This window comes from Acidobacteriaceae bacterium, assembly GCA_028283655.1.
In the GTDB taxonomy this organism is placed as follows: Bacteria; Acidobacteriota; Terriglobia; order Terriglobales; family Acidobacteriaceae; genus Granulicella.
The window spans coordinates 1,216,733-1,236,397 of sequence record JAPWKE010000003.1; the positions used below are offsets into that span (position 1 = coordinate 1,216,733).

At 58.6% G+C, this 19,665-nt stretch carries 17 protein-coding genes; 6 read left to right on the plus strand and 11 right to left on the minus strand.

All coding sequences use genetic code 11. From position 1 onward, the window contains the following. Positions 1-21 precede the first annotated feature (21 nt). Together PW792_07960 and PW792_07965 are read left to right on the plus strand one after the other, a co-directional pair. Positions 22-789, plus strand: coding sequence for an OmpA family protein (locus PW792_07960; GenBank protein ID MDE1161867.1), 768 nt, complete (start codon positions 22-24; stop codon positions 787-789). Between the two features lie 89 nt (positions 790-878). Next, positions 879-1,811: a tetratricopeptide repeat protein gene (locus PW792_07965; GenBank protein MDE1161868.1), complete on the plus strand. Its 933-nt coding sequence runs from the start codon at positions 879-881 to the stop codon at positions 1,809-1,811. Positions 1,812-1,868: 57 nt separating this feature from the next. Here the strand turns inward: PW792_07965 and PW792_07970 are convergent, their stop codons facing one another. After that, positions 1,869-2,945: a dihydrodipicolinate synthase family protein gene (locus tag PW792_07970; protein MDE1161869.1), complete on the minus strand. Its 1,077-nt coding sequence runs from the start codon at positions 2,943-2,945 to the stop codon at positions 1,869-1,871. A gap of 41 nt (positions 2,946-2,986) precedes the next feature. On the opposite strand from PW792_07970, the gene PW792_07975 reads away from it, so the two are divergent. Next, positions 2,987-3,499 carry a hypothetical protein gene (locus PW792_07975; GenBank protein MDE1161870.1) on the plus strand — a complete coding sequence of 171 codons (513 nt, stop codon included), beginning with the start codon at positions 2,987-2,989 and terminating at the stop codon, positions 3,497-3,499. A gap of 69 nt (positions 3,500-3,568) precedes the next feature. Here PW792_07975 and carB read toward each other — a convergent pair whose 3' ends face one another. From carB to PW792_08000, 5 genes are all read right to left on the minus strand, one after another. Further along, complete coding sequence (carB, locus tag PW792_07980) at positions 3,569-6,838, minus strand: carbamoyl-phosphate synthase large subunit (GenBank protein MDE1161871.1); 3,270 nt, start codon at positions 6,836-6,838, stop codon at positions 3,569-3,571. Positions 6,839-7,050: 212 nt separating this feature from the next. After that, complete coding sequence (locus PW792_07985) at positions 7,051-8,187, minus strand: glycosyltransferase 87 family protein (GenBank protein MDE1161872.1); 1,137 nt, start codon at positions 8,185-8,187, stop codon at positions 7,051-7,053. Next, positions 8,184-9,326, minus strand: coding sequence for a glutamine-hydrolyzing carbamoyl-phosphate synthase small subunit (carA, locus tag PW792_07990; protein ID MDE1161873.1), 1,143 nt, complete (start codon positions 9,324-9,326; stop codon positions 8,184-8,186). The genes PW792_07985 and carA overlap by 4 nt, the downstream gene beginning before the upstream one ends. A 118-nt stretch (positions 9,327-9,444) precedes the next feature. Next, on the minus strand, positions 9,445-9,585 hold the full coding sequence (locus PW792_07995; GenBank protein ID MDE1161874.1) for a hypothetical protein: 141 nt from the start codon (positions 9,583-9,585) through the stop codon (positions 9,445-9,447). 126 nt (positions 9,586-9,711) lie between these two features. Further along, a complete protein-coding gene (locus PW792_08000) occupies positions 9,712-10,023 on the minus strand; it encodes a Rieske (2Fe-2S) protein (protein ID MDE1161875.1) in 312 nt (103 codons plus the stop codon). Between the two features lie 110 nt (positions 10,024-10,133). Here PW792_08000 and PW792_08005 point away from each other — a divergent pair, with 110 nt between their 5' ends. After that, positions 10,134-11,030, plus strand: a complete 897-nt coding sequence (locus tag PW792_08005) for a hypothetical protein (GenBank protein ID MDE1161876.1) — start codon at positions 10,134-10,136, stop codon at positions 11,028-11,030. A 267-nt stretch (positions 11,031-11,297) separates the two neighbouring features. On the opposite strand, the gene PW792_08010 is transcribed toward PW792_08005, so the two are convergent. The 5 genes from PW792_08010 to PW792_08030 all read right to left on the minus strand — a co-directional run bounded on the left by PW792_08010 (position 11,298) and on the right by PW792_08030 (position 17,538). After that, the gene (locus PW792_08010) at positions 11,298-12,617 is read right to left on the minus strand and encodes a DUF1501 domain-containing protein (protein MDE1161877.1); all 1,320 of its coding nucleotides are present in this window, start codon (positions 12,615-12,617) and stop codon (positions 11,298-11,300) included. A gap of 126 nt (positions 12,618-12,743) precedes the next feature. Continuing rightward, positions 12,744-15,029 carry a DUF1800 domain-containing protein gene (locus tag PW792_08015; GenBank protein MDE1161878.1) on the minus strand — a complete coding sequence of 762 codons (2,286 nt, stop codon included), beginning with the start codon at positions 15,027-15,029 and terminating at the stop codon, positions 12,744-12,746. A gap of 165 nt (positions 15,030-15,194) precedes the next feature. Continuing rightward, positions 15,195-16,385, minus strand: a complete 1,191-nt coding sequence (locus PW792_08020; GenBank protein ID MDE1161879.1) for an EAL domain-containing protein — start codon at positions 16,383-16,385, stop codon at positions 15,195-15,197. Next, complete coding sequence (locus tag PW792_08025; protein ID MDE1161880.1) at positions 16,385-16,570, minus strand: DUF1059 domain-containing protein; 186 nt, start codon at positions 16,568-16,570, stop codon at positions 16,385-16,387. The genes PW792_08020 and PW792_08025 overlap by 1 nt, the downstream gene beginning before the upstream one ends. A gap of 122 nt (positions 16,571-16,692) precedes the next feature. Further along, positions 16,693-17,538, minus strand: a complete 846-nt coding sequence (locus PW792_08030) for a prolipoprotein diacylglyceryl transferase (GenBank protein MDE1161881.1) — start codon at positions 17,536-17,538, stop codon at positions 16,693-16,695. A gap of 108 nt (positions 17,539-17,646) precedes the next feature. Between PW792_08030 and hpt the strand changes: the two genes are divergently transcribed. Both hpt and aroA read left to right on the plus strand, forming a co-directional pair. Continuing rightward, positions 17,647-18,210, plus strand: a complete 564-nt coding sequence (gene hpt / locus PW792_08035; GenBank protein ID MDE1161882.1) for a hypoxanthine phosphoribosyltransferase — start codon at positions 17,647-17,649, stop codon at positions 18,208-18,210. Positions 18,211-18,336: 126 nt separating this feature from the next. Continuing rightward, entirely contained in the window at positions 18,337-19,638 is a 1,302-nt protein-coding gene (gene aroA, locus PW792_08040) for a 3-phosphoshikimate 1-carboxyvinyltransferase (protein ID MDE1161883.1), read from the plus strand. Positions 19,639-19,665: the final 27 nt, after the last annotated feature.

Below are 19,665 nucleotides of genomic sequence, written 5' to 3' on the forward strand. Positions count from 1 at the left end.
TAGGCGGTGAGGTTTACTGTGATGATGCGTTGGCGTGTAGCGGCTAAGGCCGCAATGCTTGGTACGGGACTGCTCTTGGCAACTACTGGCTGCCACAAGAAACCGAAACTTCCTCCTCCCGATACGACGGCTCCGACAACGACTGTGGCTCCTCCCACGGCGTCGATCACGGCTGATCCATTGGCAATCGACCTCGGCCAGTCCGTGGTGCTCAACTGGCGCACGACAGATGCGACCAGCGTCTCCATCGACGGAATCGGTCAGGTTGCGGTCAACGGAACCCAGACCGTCAGCCCGGCGAACTCGACCAACTTCCACCTGGTCGCTCGTGGTGATGGCGGCACTACCGAAGCCAGCGTTCGCGTGACCGTTCGTGTTCCTGAGATGCCCAGCACCGGCCAGTCCAACGGTGGCGACCCCAACGATATGTCTAACATCTCGGATGCAGCCTTCCACGCAGCCGTGCCGGACGTCTTCTTCGGGTATGACAGCTTCGAGATCAGCGGCGACGCACAGAACTCGATCTCTGCCGCGGCTCGCTATCTCACGCAGCACCCTGGTGTAAAGATCCTCATCGGCGGCTACTGCGATGATCGTGGTTCGGCCGAGTACAACATCACGCTGGGTGAAAACCGCGCAAACTCTGCGAAGACCGCTTTGGTTAGCGCCGGTGTCTCGCCCAACCGTATCCGCGTTATCTCCTACGGCAAGGAACGTCAGTTCTGCACCGAAGAGAACGATTCCTGCTGGCAGCAGAACCGCCGTGCCCAGTTCACGGTCGATCGCTAACCAAAGGCAACACAACGGAACGACAAACACACAGCGCGAGCACAGCAAATCTGGGCTCGCGCTGTCTCCTTTTGTGAGAGGTGAAAGAGATGAAGCAGACACTGCGATGGGCGGTGATGGGAACGGCGCTGACAGTAAGCCTTTGTGCCCTGCCAGCACGCGCTGCAAACAAGGACATGATCCAGTTGCAGACTCAGGTTCAGCAGTTGCAGGACGCCGTCGCACGCTTGCAGCAATCCAACGACGAGCGCATGGGCGTCATGAAGGACCTTGTTCAACAAACGGCCGACGCGGTGAACCGCATGACGGTGGCCATGAACGGGCTGAAGCAGGAGATGGAGAATAACAACACGGCCAGCGCAGCGAAAAGCGATGCTCTCGCCGGCCAGATCCAGTCCCTGAACGACTCCGTGGATGAGCTCAAGGCGCGCATGATGCGCATGGAGAAGACTCTCGGCGACATCCAGAGTCAGCAGCAGCAGTCGAACGCCGTCCTGCAGTCGATGCCGACCGCGACCGGCACACCTACCGCTTCCGCTGCGCCTGCAGACCAGGGCCCCGGCCCCTCTGACCAACCTGCAGCCGGTCAGCCTCTCCCCATGCCCTCAGCCCCCAGCCAGCCCGCAAAGGTTGTGCCGACAGCTGGTCCGTCCTCTGGCCAGATGTACCGCACGGCCTACTCGGATTACATGTCCGGCAAGTCCAATCTCGCGGCCAGCGAGTTCCAGGACCTCATCAAGGCTTACCCCGAAGACAACCTCTCCGGCAACGCCTACTTCTACCTCGGCGAGATGAGCTTCCGCACCAACAAGCCCTCCGTCGCCATCAAGAGCTACGACAAGGTGCTCGAGCAGTATCCGAACAACGCCAAGATCCCCGCCGCGCACCTGCACAAAGCAGAAGCGCTTTCGCAGATGGGGCAGCGCGAGGCTTCGGTTCGTGAACTGCACGCGCTGGTGGCTCGCTTCCCCGCCTCCCCTGAGGCGGCCCAGGCCAAGCAGAAGCTGGCGCGCTCGCGCTAACGCCTCCTTCAACAACAAAGGCCCGGCGATTGCCGGGCCTTTGTCATTTCAGACGAACTAGTTCTTCAACTCACGGAACGCCGCTTCCACACGCTTCTGCTCCGCCGCATCTGCCGGAGCCAGCGGCAGCCGTGGGAAGCCACCAAAGTATCCGTTCAGATCGCAGGCATACTTCGTGCCAGCAGGCCCAAGCTCAGCGAGCACCGCATCCGCCGCCACAAGCCGAGCCGCCTTCTCGCGTGCCAGCGCCAGGTTGCCATCCGTGAACGCCGCATAAGCCTCGTGCACTCCCTGCGGAGCCGGTGCCGCCAGCGCAGGCATAGCGCCGTTCGCGCCTGCCTCGAGTATTGGAAGCATCTCCGAAGAGGCCCCGCACGCCATGATGGCAAAGCCCAGCTTCTTCGTACGTGTCTTGATCGCAGGAGCAGCCGGCGCAAGCGCCACGGACGTCCCTGCGCCACCCAGCAGCGCCTCGGCGGAGACAAACGTGCTCTCACCCGCGACCTCGGCCACAGGAGCCAGCATGCGGCGCGTCACCGGCCGGAAGATGTGCGTGACCGTCGCATCATGCGCCACACCGCTCGTCGCCGCGCGCAAAGCGCCCAGCCGCTCGACAGCCAGCGCGCCGTCATACAGCCCCAGAATGTTCGGATGCTGCGCCAGCAACCCAACAGCCTCTACAGAAAGCTGCCGCGAGGGGGCAGCCGCATCCGACCAGAGCAACACCGGCAGCGGAGAATTGTCTGCCACCGTTCGGAAGTAGTTCAGGAGCTCACGCTCGCCCGTACGGCGCACGATCGCAGACCAAGACGTCGGCGCAGCCAACAGCACGGCGTCAAACATCGCGTCATACGCCTGCTGCGCCAGGGACAGAGCCTGCGCCACGGAGTCGCGCGTGATGGCGCAAACAAGCACCTTCTCCGCCGCTGCCGTCTCTCGAACCGCAGACAAGCACTCAGCCACCTCGGCGTCCGAAAGGCTCGTGCCCTCCGCACCCGGAGCAAAAAGCACCAGGCCAGCAGCGGGTGTCAGCGAGTAGCGACGAACATTGTGCTCAAGCTTACGAAGGTAGAGCGCGCCGTCACGATAGAACGGTGTCGCCAAGGGTACGTGGATTCCATCAATCAACATCATGCCGGGTTCCATTTTATCTTTTTCCTCGTACACTCAGAGGCATGGCAGTGTCACAGGAAGAATTCGAGGTAACTCAAAGCAAGAGCCTGAGTGAATTGGGAGCGGAAGCCTTCTGGTTTGTCGCGCATACCGTCATCGCCATTCTCGCTCTTTGCCTCGTTCTGGTCGGCGGAACCATGCTCCACGCTGACCCAGAAGCCAACGTTCCCAAGCTGATCGGGACATTATTTGCTTTTCTCATTCCGCTTGCCGTCGGCTTTCTCATCGCCAAAAAGCAGCAGAACGACATCGCCCGTTACGTCTGGATCTCCGGCATGCTGATCTTTTCAGCCGTCTGTGTATGGGTCCTCGATCTGCCAACGGGCAACGGCCTCTGCGAGCACTGCGGCGCAGTCGACAAGCTCTACCGCACCTTCTTCGACATTGCTCACGGCTCCGGCCTCATGGGCGGCGATGGCCTGCTCGTCGGCACATGGGTTCCACTCTCGCTCTTCGGCTACGCTATCGGTGCGAACCTCGCCCTAGACAAGCCCGAAGAGGAGTTCGAAGAGTAGTACTTGCTTCATGCAAATAAATAAGGCCCGCCAAATCGGCGGGCCTTACTTATTTACGTTGGCCTGCGGTTATTTGCGCGAAGCATGAAGCTCCTGCAGACTCTCCACCTTCAACTCGCCCTTCTGCAGGAAGGCAATACCATCCGCTGCTGCGCGAGCTGCTGCAATCGTTGTGATCGCCGGAATGCGTGCAGCCACCGCGGCGCGACGAACAGCCTGCTCGTCGAACACACGATCATGCCCGCCGCGCGGCGTGTTGATCACCAGGTGAATGCGATCGCCCTTGATAAGATCGACCACGTTCGGGCGCCCTTCGCCAACTGCGTAAACGCGCTCTGCACCAATGCCAGCCTCTTCCAGGATGTCCGCGCTGCCGTGCGTCGCCACGATCTCAAAGCCAAGCTCGACAAACCGCTTCGCCAGCGCCGCTACCTTTGACTTGTCCTGATCGTTCACCGAGATGAAGACCGTTCCCTTCGTCGGCAGCTTCTGTCCGGCAGCGATCTGGGCCTTGGCAAACGCTTCGCCAAAGGTCTTAGCCGCGCCCATCACTTCGCCCGTCGAACGCATCTCCGGTCCAAGCACAGGGTCAACGCCCTGGAACTTGCCCCACGGGAAGACCGGCGACTTCACGAAGTAGTGATCGCCCGTGGAAAGCTCTCCAGCCTTCAACTCTTCCGGCAGAAGCTCTTGCAGCTTACGGCCCGTCATCAAACGTGCCGCAACCTTCGCCAGCTGGATCCCCGTCGCCTTCGAAACATACGGCACCGTACGCGAAGCACGCGGGTTCACTTCGATCACGAAGACCTTGCCGCGCTGCACAGCGAACTGCAGATTCACAAGACCGATCACGTTCAACGACAACGCAAGCTTCCGCGTGTAGGTACGCAGCGTCTCAAGTACCTCCGGAGCAAGCTCCACGGAAGGCAGTACGCACGACGAGTCGCCCGAGTGAACGCCAGCTTCTTCAATATGCTGCATGATGCCCGCGATCAACACGTCCTTGCCATCGCAGAGAGCATCCACGTCTACTTCGATCGCATCCTCAAGGAAGTGATCGATCAGCACCGGGCGGTCCTGCGAGTACTCAATCGCCGAGCTCATGTAGCGAACGATGTCCTGATCGTTATGCGCAATCACCATCGCACGCCCACCCAGCACATATGACGGACGCACCAGCACCGGATACTCCACACGCTTGGCGCCAGCCAGAGCCTCTTCAAGCGACGTTGCCATCGCTCCCGGCGGCTGCGGAATCTCAAGGTCTGTAATCAGCTTGCCAAAGCGCTTGCGATCTTCCGCAAGATCAATCGACTCCGGCGACGTACCGATGATCGGCACGCCAGCAGCCTTCAGCGGCAGCGACAGGTTCAGCGGAGTCTGTCCGCCAAACTGCACGATCATGCCGATCTCAGCGCCGCCTGAAGCCTCATGCTCATACACCGCAAGCACGTCTTCGAACGTCAACGGCTCGAAGTAGAGACGGTCCGACGTGTCATAGTCCGTCGATACAGTCTCAGGATTGCAGTTGACCATGATGGTTTCGTAGCCATCGTCGCGCAGCGCGAAAGCCGCGTGGCAGCAGCAGTAATCGAACTCAATACCCTGCCCGATACGATTCGGCCCCGAACCTAAGATGATGATCTTCTTGTTCGCCGTCGGCGCTGCTTCATCTTCTTCATCGAAGCACGAGTACAGATACGGCGTGAACGATTCGAACTCTGCCGCGCACGTGTCCACAAGCTTGTACACCGGCTTCACGCCGAGCTTCTTGCGCAGCGCAGAAACCTGCGCCGTCGCCTGCTTGCCTTCCAGGCCGAGTGCTGAAGCAATGCGGTCGTCCGACAGTCCCTTGCGCTTTGCCGAGCGCAACTCATGCTCGTCCAGCGTTGCCAGGTTCTTCGTGCTCAGTTCCTTCAGCTCATCTGCAATCTGCTTCATGTTATGCAGGAACCAGGGATCCATGCCCGTATAGTTATGCGCTTCACGAACGCTCATGCCGTTCTCAAACGCATAGCGCAGGTACGAAAGACGCTCCGGGTGCGGAGTCACAAGACGCTGGCGAATGCGGCGCGGATCGATATCCTCTGCACCAGCCTTCTTACCCGTCTCCAGCGAACGCACAGCCTTCATCAGCGACTCTTTGAACGTGCGGCCAATCGCCATCACTTCGCCGACCGACTTCATCTGCGGCCCAAGCGTCTCATCGGCGCCTGGGAACTTCTCAAACTGCCACTTCGGAATCTTCGTCACGACGTAGTCAATCGTCGGCTCAAAGCAAGCCGGCGTCGCCTTGGTAATGTCGTTCTGCAACTCATCGAGCGTGTAACCAACCGCCAGACGTGCTGCAATCTTCGCAATCGGGAAGCCCGTAGCCTTCGACGCAAGCGCCGAAGAACGCGAAACGCGCGGGTTCATCTCGATCACCGTCATGCGGCCGTTCGCCGGGTTCACGGAGAACTGCACGTTCGATCCGCCGGTCTCAACGCCAATCTCGCGGATCACGGCAATCGCCGCATCGCGCATGCGCTGATACTCACGGTCGGTCAGCGTCTGTGCCGGAGCCACCGTGATCGAGTCGCCCGTGTGCACGCCCATCGGATCGAAGTTTTCAATCGAGCAGATGATGACCACGTTGTCATTCAAATCGCGAACGACTTCGAGTTCGTACTCCTTCCAGCCAAGTACAGACTCTTCGAGCAGGCACTCATGCACGGGCGAAAGATCCAGACCGCGCGAGAGAATCTCCATCAGCTCTTCGCGGTTGAACGCGATACCGCCGCCGGAGCCGCCGAGCGTAAAGCTGGGGCGAATCACCACCGGGAAGCCAAGCTTCTGCGCGAACTCAAGACCATCGCGAATGTTGTTCACGAGCATCGACTTCGGCATGTCGAGGCCGATCTTGTTCATCGCGTCCTTGAACAGCAGACGATCTTCCGCCTTCTTGATCGCGTCCAGCTTCGCGCCGATCAACTCAATGCCAAGACGCTCAAGCACGTTTGCATCGGCAAGATCGACCGCGAGGTTCAACGCCGTCTGTCCCCCGACCGTGGGCAGCACGGCAAACGAGCCCTTGCTCTTATCGAGCGAAGCCGCTTCCTTGGTCAGAATCTCTTCGAGATACTCGATCGTCAGCGGCTCGATGTATGTACGATCCGCCACATCCGGGTCCGTCATAATCGATGCCGGGTTCGAGTTCACCAGAACTACTTCGTAGCCCTCAGCCTTGAGGGCCTTGCAGGCCTGCGTGCCGGAGTAATCGAACTCGGCAGACTGGCCGATAACGATAGGGCCGGAGCCGATTACGAGGATTTTTGCAATGTCGTTTCTGCGTGGCATAGCTTATCTTTCTCTCGCTGCTTCGTCAGGTCTCGCAATACATGACCTGTCAGCGACTGTTCTAACGTTCCAGATTCAGTTTCCAACCATTGCCTCGCAAGGCCTTGGTGTATTGCTTTGCTTCAAAACAAACGAACTCGTACAGCTCCAGTTGCATCAAGGGAAAAGATCCAAACACCCTCGACAAAACAGAATTTCTTCTAGTCGCTCGCTCAAGCAGTCTCAGGCGGTTCGCTCGAACGAAAAGACTGCAGCAAAACGGCTTCCAGTACCAGCAGAAGAAGACCAAACACGGCAATCGAAGCGATCTTTACCGCAACGGTGTTTGGCAGTCGGATTAGTGCCATTACAGCAAAAAAAATCACAATGGCTGATGCGACGATTCGCTTCGATCGTGGCATTGCAGCGGAAAGCGGTGATAGAAGATACGCCGCAGGAATTACCAGAATCACAAAGTCGTACAGCAGGTGCGGCAGTAAAAAGAGTGCCGCAGTGGCAAGAGCGGCTCCGGCCTGGGCCAGCGAAGACGCGTAGCGGTGAATGAGAAACGCCACCGCAAGACTCAGAATCAGCGCACAAACCGCGCTCAGACCATCCCAGCTCTGATGAACGATATGCACGATGGAGGTCAGATCACTCATCCCCGCATCCGTACGATGGCGGCTTACAAGAAATGGCTCCAGCGCTGTCTGCAACGGGGAGCGGTGCACAAACCAGGAGAAGATCAACCAGCCTGTTACCGGGAAGATCGCGGAAATAACCAACTGTTTCCAGCAACGTTCGAACGCTGCAAAAAAGACGGTAACGGGGGCAAAGCTGTACTTCAAATACGAGACACCGAGAGGCCAACCTGCTCGCGCGGGTATGGCAAGAGCAAGACAGAAACAGAACAGCTCAAGAAATGACTGCTGACCGTTGCCCATGGAGATGCGAAACGGCTCACTCAGCATCAGGCCGCAGGCAAGCAGCAGGGTGCGCTCACGGTTCAACCTGTAAATCCGCTGCAATAGGAGCAGTGCACCAGCAGCCAACATCAAGTTGCACATTGCCCAGATAGCCTCAGCATGTGCTTCTTTCAGGATGCCAAGCGGCCATAGCAAAACATAGAGCTCATGCAGATAATTGGGCATCTGCTGTTTCGCCACCAGTTCAAGATGACCATTGAGAACAACGCGATAAGCGTCAGTATGGAGAGCCATTTGACTGGCTCCCCACCACTGAAAGTCACCACTGCGCGTACGTGAGTGCCACATGCTTGTGAGCAAACTCGCGAGGGCCGGGAGGATCAGCACCATGTTGATGTAATACAGCTTGCTGCGCTGAGGCGCGGCAGCCGGCACATCGATCATCGCGACTGCCCCCACTCTTCCATCATTGTGCGGAACTGGCGGAACAGGTAGTGCGAATCATGCGGTCCTGGCGAAGCTTCCGGATGATACTGAACGCTGAACATCGAATCGGTTTTATGCTTCAGACCCGCCAGAGTGTTGTCGTTCAGATTCACATGCGTGACTGCAACGTCGTTTGGCAGTGACTCAGGATCAACGTTGAAGTTGTGGTTCTGCGCCGTAATCTCGACCTTGCCTGTCTCCAGGTTCTTGATCGGATGATTGCCGCCGTGATGTCCAAACTTCAGCTTGTACGTCTTGCCACCCAGAGCGAGTCCGAAAAGCTGGTGTCCGAGGCATATGCCAAAGAGCGGCTTCTTGCCCTTCAGAGCGCGAATGTTCTCCTGCGCATACTCAAGCGGTTCCGGATCACCGGGGCCGTTCGAGAAGAAGATTCCATCCGGGTTCATCGCCAGCACTTCGCTTGCGGGCGTGCGTGCAGGCACCACCGTAATGCGGCAGTTCTCACGCGCCAGCATGCGCAAAATGTTCTGCTTGATGCCGAAGTCATAGGCCACGACGTGCATCTCTTTTTCTGCCGCCGCATTCGCCGCCGGCAGAAGAGCATCACCCGTCTCGTTGCGCGGCTCCGCGTTCGTCCACTCGTAGATCTTGGGGGTCGTCACTACCGACGCGAGATCGGTTCCCGTCATCGGCTTATGAGCGCGCACCTTAGCGAGCAGCGCCTCGACATCATCCGACATCGTCGAAAGAATGCCGCGCATCACGCCATGCGCACGCAGATGGCGAACCACAGCACGCGTATCGATATCTGCAATCACCGGAACGCCATTGCGTTCCAGGTACTCATCCGCCACTTCCGTCGAGCGCCAGTTTGAACTCAGCGGCGAGAACTCACGCACCACCAGACCCTCGATGTAGGGCTTGCTCGACTCAGCGTCTGAAGGCGATGTGCCATAGTTGCCAATCTGAGGATTGGTCAGCACGACGATCTGTCCCGCATAGGACGGATCCGTAAAAATTTCCTGATAGCCGCTCAGCGAAGTGTTGAACACAACTTCGCCAACGCGCTCTGCAGGCGCACCAAACGCGCGACCGCGAAATACGCGGCCATCTTCTAGGGCCAGAATTGCTTGCATTGCCTCTCCCTGTCTGTGAATCCGCCGAAGGAGTGGATTCAATGGATTTTATCAGCGCAGACGGAGGAAATGGAAAAGCCCGCGAGATTCGCGGGCTTTTCCTGCATTTCACTAACTTTTAGCGCCAGCGGCAGACGCGGTGGTGGTGGCTGTAGTAGCACACGCGATGACGGTGGTGGTGATACTGAGCTTCTGCCGGAGTCACGGCAGCAGCAAAGGCAACGACGGCAATAGCTGAAAGAATAACGCGCTTCATCATCCTGTTGGTCTCCTGATCAAAAGTAGCGGCCGTGCGATACAGCAAGAACTACGCCAGCGACCATGACAATGAGAGGCAGATTAGGCTCAGAAGTTTGCCCGGACAAGAAAAATATCCGTGGACGACTCAAGCTATATCCACCAGCAGATCATCACCCTCCACCTTCACCGGCAGTACGTCCACGCGCGCCCGGTCCGGTGGCTCCGCAATGCCCGTCACCGTATCGAACTTCCACGAGTGCCACGGACAAACCACTGAATTCCCTTCCACCCAGCCCTGCCCCAGCGGCCCTCTGCGATGCGGGCACCAGTTGTCCAGTGCACGAAGCTCGCCATTGATATTCGCCAGGCAAACGGTCACACCGTTTGCTTCTCCTTCAAGAACCTTGCCCTCTTCCGGCGCATCAGCAGCCGCGCAAAGACGTACCCATTCCGACATACAAACCCTCCCTTTCCTGGCCAGACCCCACCAGCGAAACGTGCATCCACTCTCCAGCGCATGAGATGCTGAGAGAGCCGCACCCGAAACAACTGGCGGCATGGAACCTGATGCCCAAGCAACCTGCACACACGCCCCCGCCCACCAACAACGTACCTGAAACCGTCGATCCCATGTGGCTGCTCACCGCCGCCGCCGTGGTTGTCATCGTTGCGATGGTCTGCGGTTACGCCGCCATGTGTGGCCTGTACTATCGCGGTCAGTGGCAGATCGTCCTGCACCCGCTTCACACCGAGCGCCATCAGCCAGACGAGTACGGTCTGCAGCCGGAAGCCGTACGCTTCGGCTCTGACAGCACCGGTCAGCCTCAGCTTCACGGCTGGTGGTTTGCAAGCGACGCCAGGAACGCTCCGGCAGTCCTCATGCTTCCCTCCGGCGACGGCTCCGCAGGCGACCTGCTCGCCCGCGCCAAACTCTTCCACGACCTCCGTCTGAACGTTCTCCTCTTCGACTACCGAGGAGCAGGAGAAAGCCTCGGCAATCATCCCTCGCAGCACACCATGCGCCAGGACGCCGCTGCAGCGCTTGCCTTCCTCGACTCTCGCGGCGTCAGTGAAGCGCAAACACTCGTCTATGCCAAAGGCGTAGGTGCTTCGCTCGCCGTAGAACTCTGCCAGCAGCACGCCACCTTGCCTGCGCTGATCCTTGAAGCCGTCGATGGTGACTTCGCCACCCGTGCACGCCTCGACCCGCGCTCACGAATCGTCCCCTTCCGGGCCCTCTTCCACGAAGACTTTCCCCTGGCGACACCTCTGCACAAGCTCCAGACACCAAAGCTGCTGATCGCCAGCACCGAAGGCGCACCACCTGCGGTCTACCAGCAGGCCTCCGCCCCGAAGATGCAGCTTGAGCTGCCTTCCAATGCGCCGGAGCAGGATCTTCAGACCGGCATTCATCGATTCCTTGGCATGTACGTTGCGTTACCTCCAGCCACGCTTCAGCCCTGAAAAAGGCGTGAAGGCCCCGGTAGAGTCACAGGGCCTTCCGTAAAGGGTAGGAGGTTTTGTGCGGATGGGGGAGGAAGAGACCGTAGAAGGTAGCCTCGACTTTCGTACATTGGTTCTGACGCAGAACCAACCAAAATGTTTCGTTCTTGGTGTGTTGAAAAATCCTTGGTAGGTAGAAAAATCGCAGCACGCTTTGATCGCACAGGAAGTCAGCAAAAAAGAGCCGGGCGAATCATCGCCCGGCTCTTTTCAATCTCCTGCCTGCTCTCAAACCGTGTAGTTCAGGAACTCGCTTGGGTTGACCGTGGATCCTGGAAAGATCTGTTCGAGATGCCGTGAGCCAAGCGTCTTGTACGCCGCCTCACCCAGCACCCGGCGGAAATCTGTGGTCACCGTAAGATCGCGCCCTTCATTCAGCTGATCATTGGCCAGCCCAGGCCACTTGCCGTAGACCTTGCCGCCCTTCACATTTCCGCCCAGCACGAACATCACGTTCGCATGGCCGTGGTCCGTTCCGCCCGTGCCGTTCTGGCGAGCAGTGCGTCCAAACTCACTCATCGTCACAACGGTAACGTTCTCGGCGTCATCGCCCATATCCTGCCAGAACGCAGAGATCGTCTCGCCAAACTCCTTCAGCCGATTCGCCAACTGCCCGTTCGCCGAGCCTTGGTTCTGGTGCGTATCCCAGCCGCCGATATCGGCAAACGCGGCTTCTACCCCAAGGTTTGCCTTCAGCAACTGCGCAATTTGCTTCATGGAATTACCAAACGCGGCATTCGGATAATTCACTCCAGCCGCAGGCTTGTACTTCGCCGGGTCAGCAGACTTCAGCATCCGTACGGCTTCAAACGTCTCCTGCCCGGTGCCATGCAGCATCGAATCCGTGGACTCGTCGTACATCGCCTGAAAGGCATTCGAAATCGGCGACGTATCCTTCCCGCGTCCAGCTACGGAGAAGTCTGCCACGTTCGAAATCGCTACGGCATCGACCTTGCCTTCAAGCGTCCGCGGCACCTGCGTCCCCAACGCAACCGCGCGGAACGGTGAGGGGTTGCCGGTCTCCGCAGCGTGGATCAGCGCACGATTCAACCATCCATCCGGCGTCGCCTTCAACCCCGGCGTACCTGACTCCATGTAGTCCTGCGCGTCAAAGTGCGAGCGCGTCGTATCCGGAGAACCTGCGGCATGAACCATCGCAAGATGCCCCTGATCGTACAAAGGCTTGAACGAGGCCAGCGCCGGATGCAGACCAAAGAAGCCGTCCAGGTCAACGAGTTCGTTCTGCTTCACCGCAATCGTCGGCCGCATCGCATAGTAGTTCTTCTCTGCGTGCGGAATCACTGTGTTCAGGCCATCGCAAGCCCCGCGCTGGAAGATCACAACCAGCTTCTTGTGGCTTGCAGCAGCCTTGTCCATCTCGGCGTAGATCGAACGCGTCAGAAACGCCGGAATGATCGACGTGCCAACCAGGGCAAGTGCTCCACCTCGCATAAACCCGCGACGTGTCACGTTGGCTCGCCGGCTCGTATCGCGGCCGTGCATATCGCAGCCCCAATCGCTTGCATCCGTGAACAGTAGTTTCGACATGGGTGTTGCCTCCCTGCTCTCAAATGCCCGCATCCTGAGTGCGCAGGCATTCCTGTTGGATCAAACTCTACGCCGTATCAAAAGTTGCTTCCACCGGCATACTTAGTTTCTTTTGATGCAATTTATTTAGCGCCGCTGGAAATCCGGGGAACCCAGCAGCAAACCAGCCATCGTCTCCAGCGGCGTGGAAGGCGGCCCAGCCTGGAACGAGAATCCGTTTCCTCCGCCCTTTTTCGAGCCATCCCCGGCTACGCGTCGAGCACGCATCTTGGGCCCCATCTGGGCTCCCATCTGCGCCTGCATCCCTTCATCAGGGCTGTCCTCGTCTGCCGAACGCCCGGCCATCGCAAAGCCCTTCTGGGCCTCCGTGGAAACCTCCGGATTCTGGAACTGCTCCAGCACCGTCGACCGCGTATGCGCCTGTGCATCTCGGCCAAGCACGATCTGTTCCAGCCGTTTCTCTGTCACAGGCGTCGGCGCTTCATCCTTTTCATTTTCAGCCAGTTGCCCCCAATCCGTCGTAATCCCTCGGATATGGTCACCAGCCAGAACCAGCGCAAAGTTCATCCGGTTCACCAGTGCTCCCGACGAAACCCAGTCCTCTGACTTCCACGAATAGCCCTGCGGGGTTTGCATCCCGTACACCGGCATTCCCAGCCGAGCCACCGCCTGCACCAGCACCCCGGCGTTCTTTACCTGAGCGTCCGAGGCCCGCAGCGCCGAAGCCATAAACTCCAGCGGAGTCTTCACCTTCGCCCGATAAGCTTCCGGAGCCCAGAACTCAGGCGAGTGATACATCGTGGATAACACCGCAGAGATGTTTCCATGCGTCCGGGTAAACGTCGCAGCCATCCGGTCGACCAGCGCCGCCGGAGGGTTATCTGCCACAAAGCGCACCGCCAGCTTCTGCGAGATAAAGTGTGCCGTCTTCGGACTCGTCGCCAGCATATGCAGCACGGTCAGACCTTCCTGCATGCCACCCTCGGGAATGGTGACACCCATCACCGTCTTCGATCCACCCTCATGTCGTGCAGGATCAAACTTGAACGTCTGAATGCCGTCCCCATCCTCTCCGCCCGCACCATATGGGCGGCTCAGCGTCCATCCAGAGAAGCACTTGGCCACCTCGATGACATCCTTCTGCGTATAGCCGCCATCTACGCCAACCGTATGGAGTTCCATCAACTCACGAGCGTAGTTCTCATTCAGACCTTCCGGAGCACGCTTCGCCAGCGGTCCATCCGGACGCATCTCTTTTGCCCGCCGCGCGCGCTCTGCCGCTCGCGAGTTCGGCCCTACCGAAACAAAGTTGTCCAGATACGTCAGCATCGCCGGACTTTCAGCCGTCGCGATCAGCAACCGTTCAAAGCTTCCAAGCGAGTTAGGCAGAATCACATCGCGCTGATAGCTGTTCAGCAGGTACGGCTCGTTCTGGTTCTTGCGGATATAGACCGAGAAGTGGTTCAACCAGAAATCCGTCATCACAGCCTGCAACTGGCGTTCGGAGTAGACATCCCGCAGCACGCGCGATTCCATCACCTCGTTGCTGACCACCTGAATCGGGTTCACCATCGCCCCGAACGCTTCTCGCTGCTCTGGCGTAAAGCCCACAAGCACTTCCTGAACCCGGTTCGCCGTGAACCCAACGAACCGCAGATGGTCGCCCGGCGATAGCGCAACAATCCTCTCAAAACGCTCTGTCGGCGCCAGTGCAACGATCGACTGCGCCTCACCTGCCGTCATCGTCGAGGGCGGCAGAGGTTCATTCGCCGCCACTTCCAACCCAGCCTTGCGTCCACCACGCTTGCCCTTGGCCATCTCTGGCTTCATGCCGTCTGCCGTGTCAGCCGTCCCCATCGAGGCCGCGCCGGCGTTCTCTTTGTCATACTCTTCGGCGATCTTCGCCGGCGAAACATTCCCCTGCTTGCCTCCCTGGGCCGCTACCCGCAACCCAAACCGGTACCGCGCAAAGTAATCGGCATAAACAGCATTCAATACCGGATCATGCGTCTTCGGCGGCTTGGCATTGTTACGCAGGTAAAACCGCACGCGCAGCGGCGAAGGAAACCGTTCAATCAACTCCGTCTGGGAAAGCTTTAGAGCCGGATAAGCGGCCAGTCGCTGCTCAAAGGCCGAGTCGTCGATCGTCTCCGGGTGCAGTTGGCGTTCAAACCACGCATTCAGGCCTAGGGCCATCGCAGCCTTCTCATCGCCGGGTCGCGGACCGAACGTGAAACGATTCAAAGTATGCAAAACGGTTGCGTTTTCGGTAGGGATTTTCGAGGCCGCCCCGGGCTTCGGGAGATCCGCAGCAATCGCCTCCGGCACCGTCAGGGTGACCGTCAAAAGCGCGCAAACAGCGGCTTTTGACGCCTCGCGAAGGAGAGAACGTTTCGAAAAGGTCGTCAACATGCCGGGTATCTCCTGAGTAAGAGCGTTTCACTGATTCGCCTGTGAAAACACAGCTCAACCGAATCAGTTGCGCGAACCGTGCAGAAATTCACATTCGGCGCACGCTCTCCTGACAACTCACTGCCTCAGGAGTATGCCTTTCTTTTCAGTTCTTTGGGAAATTCTTTAGGCCGCCGATACGCTGGCGCTAGGCAAGGAGTGCAGCGAAGCTTCCTGCATCACGACTTCAGCCAGCCGTTCCACACGAAGAATCCCTTGAAACAAGCCCCGCTCGTCGACAACCGCAACAGGATCAAAACGCTCACTCGCCGAGCGATTCAGCATCCGTGTCAGCACTTCCGACGCTGTACTGCTGGCTTGCACCCGGGTCAAACCCTGCAGGGATCGCAGTCCAACCAACGCATGACGCTCCACCATATCAACCGGTCGGCTCCAGTTATCGAGCACAACGATGACGGAAAACGCTTCTTCCTTGAGCAGGAGACCGTGGGCCAACGTAAGCGAGGTTGCTGTTTCGCAAGCCTCTGCATACTGCGCCAGGCTTGCTCCGGCAAGAGCGACTTTCTTCTGAGAGCGCAGCAGTGCCACACATTCGGGCGTCAAGGCGTTCATCTGTGGCGAAGGGCGTCCAAGGAAGTACCCCTGCCCCAGCGGAATGCCGAGTCGCACAATCTCGCGCAACTCACCTTCCGTCTCAATCCCCTCGGCCACCACCCAGGAATCCAGACGATCGGCCGTGTCTCCCAGCAACTCGATCATCTGCCGCTTTGCGGGATCGAGATGACAGCCGTTCACAAAGAGACGATCAAGTTTGATGAAGTCCGGCCGCAGTTCCATGATGTGCTTGAGGCTCGCATAACCAGCGCCCGTATCGTCGATCGCAATGGTTCCACCTATCTGGCGCACACTGTGGATCTCGCGCCGGATAGCCGAATAGTCCTCAATCACATGCTCTTCGGTGATTTCAATGACGACGCGGTCAAGGCCACCGGTGTCATAGACAGCCTTTCCCCAGGCCTCAGAGAGCATGAAGGTAGGGCTCACATTGATCGAGAGAAAGCAGTTCTCAGGCAGTTGCTCACGTAGCGACAAAGCGCCTCGAACAAGCAAGAGTTCCAAAGCTTCGCGGCAGCCGAGTTGCTCCGCAGCACGAAGCACGCGGTCTGGAGACATGCCTGTCTCCTTGGGGAAACGAGCAAGAGCCTCGTACCCCGTGGTGGTTCCGCGTTGCAGATCGATGATGGGTTGAAGAACCGTATCCACGCGCCAGGCGCCGGAAAGGATCAAATCCATCATCGTTGCAAGCGGAACTACCGATCCCTGGTTCGAGGAAGAAGCACTCGAACCGGTCAGCATTATTGAACCTCGCTGATGTCGTAGATCTTGGCACGCACCTGCTCGACGAGCGATGCAGGTACTTCGTTTATTCCATGATCCGCAGCAGCATGAGCAGCTACCTGTTGGAAGATCCCTTTTTCATCCGCCGCTGTAAATACCGACGTACACCCAGGAACAACATCGCCGCATGTGAAACGTTTCATGATTAGCCCTCTTCCACTACAGGTAACAGTACCTAAGTGACGATAGTGCATCTTTGTCCGAGTTGCGATGCCCAAAATGTGGCATGCGAAACGGTAGATGTACTAGAGGAATAAGGCAACCATTAATTGCGAACGGCGTTGTCGACCGGCACGGATACAACCTCTGCCTTGGTGCCATTGCGCGTTGCGAACATCAGCAGAGCTCCGACAACCACGCTGCCCAGTGCTGCGACCTGCGCATTGGACATACCGAGATAGAGGCGGGGGTTGATGCGCTCGAACTCCACCAGGAAGCGGCCGACGCCCGTGAGCAGAAGGTATTCTCCGGTGAGGAAGCCGAGCGGAACCGGCTTGCTGCCGCGCTTCCAAAGCCACAGACCCAGGACAACGGCGAAGAGGAACTCATAGATCGGCGTGGGTTGAACGAGCTTGTCCGTTGGGACCAGCGCGTCCGGACGCATATGGACACCCCACGGCAGCGTCGTTGGCTTCCCGTAGTCACCATCGCCTGAGGTCAGGCAGCCGATGCGGCCGACGCCATAACCGATGGCGGCAGCAGGTGCAGCGAGATCAAGCATCCGCAGAGCAGCACGGCCACCGCGCAAACCATTCGGGCGCACAGCCACACCTTGCCAGACCAGCACGGCGATAGCAGCCAAAAGGCCGCCAAACCAGGCGAATCCAGCTTGAAACCAGTGCAGGAAGCCCAGGAAAACGTTGCCGCCGGCGCGCACAGTCTCTGCATGCAAAGCAGGGCCGATCATCGACGGATTCTGCAGTTCGTGCCACGCCTTCGCGCCAATGATTCCGGCGACGACCGCAAATGCGACGATGTTCAACGCATCGGCGTCGATACCATTGCGGACGAAGTTGCGATGGAGAACCCAGGTGGCGCAGACAGCCGCCAGCCACAGCAGAAGACCGAAGGTTCCCAGGTGGAAGGAACCGATATTGATGAACGGATACATATCGTCTTTGAGTATAGGGGCAGCTCCTGTTGCGAAACACTGCAACGGAGATCGAACGGAGCTGCATTTTCCTCAGCATGGGGCCTCAGGTTGAGCTACCCTCTCCACATGGCTTCTGCAGTGCCCGAATTTGTCAACCCTGAAACCATGGATATCCTCTTTTCCCGCGAAGAGATTGCCGCACGCGTCAAAGCGATCGGCGACCAGATTTCGCAGGAGTATGCTGGCCAATCCATTGTCCTGATCGGCGTCCTTAAAGGCGCAGCGATCTTCCTTGCCGACCTTGCTCGTTCCATCAAGGTCGATAACACCTTCGATTTTGTCGCTGTCTCCAGCTACGGCCGCGCGCGCGTCTCGTCCGGCGCCGTCAAGCTGATCAAAGATCTCGACAATCCGATCGAAGGAAAGCACGTCATCATCGTCGAAGACATTCTCGACACCGGTCTCACGCTCAGCTTCCTGCGCCAGATGATGCTTCAGCACAAGCCTGCTTCGCTGAAGATCGCTACCTGCCTGGACAAGCCCGAACGCCGCCTGGTGCCGATCGAAGCCGACTTTGTTTGCTTCTCAATCCCTAACCGCTTCGTTATCGGCTACGGCATGGACTTTGCCGAACGCTACCGTGGCGTGGAAGATATCCGCATCATGCCGGAGAATCCTCCGGGACACTAAATTGCCGTAGAACGAAGCGTGCGACTCACCTTGAGTCGCACGCTTTTTTCGTTTGGGCCAACAGCTTCTCCCCTGTTTCAGCAGCAAAGAGTGTCTCAACCGGTAGCGGGGTTACGATAGAAAGACATGTCTTCCTCGAATGAACCGTTGACCAAAGTTATTGCGCCTGCGCGGAGTTTGCGCGGCTCGTTGTTGTTGCCCGGCGATAAGTCCATTTCGCACCGCTATGCGATGCTCGCGGGCTTTGCTGAGGGTACGTCCAAGATCTCGAACTTCTCCACGGGCGCCGATCCCCACAGCTCGCTGAACTGCATGGCCGCGCTGGGTGCGACGGTGTCGGTTCTGAAGAACGAAGTGGAAGTGACGGGTGTGGCGGGCAAGTTCCTGCAGCCTCGGCAGCCGCTTGATTGCGGCAACTCCGGATCGACGATGCGTATGCTCGCCGGACTGGTTGCGGCACAACCGGGCGATTACACCTTCATCGGCGATGATTCGCTGACCATCCGCCCGATGGAGCGCATTCGCAAGCCGCTGGAGTTGATGGGCGCGAAGATCGACCTCACCGACGGTCACGCTCCGATGACGATTCACGGCGCAACTCTGAAGGCCCTGGACTTTGAATCGCCTATCGCGAGCGCCCAGGTAAAAACTGCGGTGTTGTTTGCCGGACTGCAGGCAGAGGGCGTGACCTCTATCGCCGAAGCGGTTCGCACACGCGACCACTCCGAGCATGCTCTGCGGGCGTTTGGCGCAGAGCTGGAGCGGGTTGATGGTCGTCTGCGGATTCGCGGCGGACAGAAGCTGAAGGCCGTCGATGCAAAGGTTCCGGGCGATATGTCTTCCGCTGCGTTCTTTCTCTGCGCAGCCCTGCTGTTTGAGGACTCCAATCTCGTGCTCGATGCCGTTGGGATGAATCCCACGCGCGCGACGCTGCTGGATGTGATTGCGGCGATGGGTGGGACGGTGAAGGTGCTCGAAGTGGAAGAGCAGCTTGGCGAGATGGTTGGAACGATTCAAGTGAACCGCGGCCGTACGCTCAAGGGAACGGACATCAGCGGCGGCCTTGCGGCTTCGCTGATCGACGAGATTCCTGCGCTCGCAGCGATCGCACCTTACACGGACACGGGCATGAAGATTCGCGATGCCAAGGAGCTGCGTGTGAAGGAGTCTGACCGTATCGCGCTGGTCGTCAAAAACCTGCGTGCGATGGGCGCGGAAGTGGTGGAACATGAGGACGGGATGGACATCCCCGGCGGCCAGAAGCTGCGCGGCGGAGTGATCGATTCAGGCCTCGACCACCGCATCACGATGGCGTTTTCTATCGCGGCACTGCGTGCGGAGGGTGAAACGGAGATTCGCGGAGCTGAAGCCGCAGCGGTTTCGTTCCCCGAGTTCTTTACCTATTTGGATGAACTTGCTGTTCGCTAACGCGAACTCTGAAACGATTCACGAGCT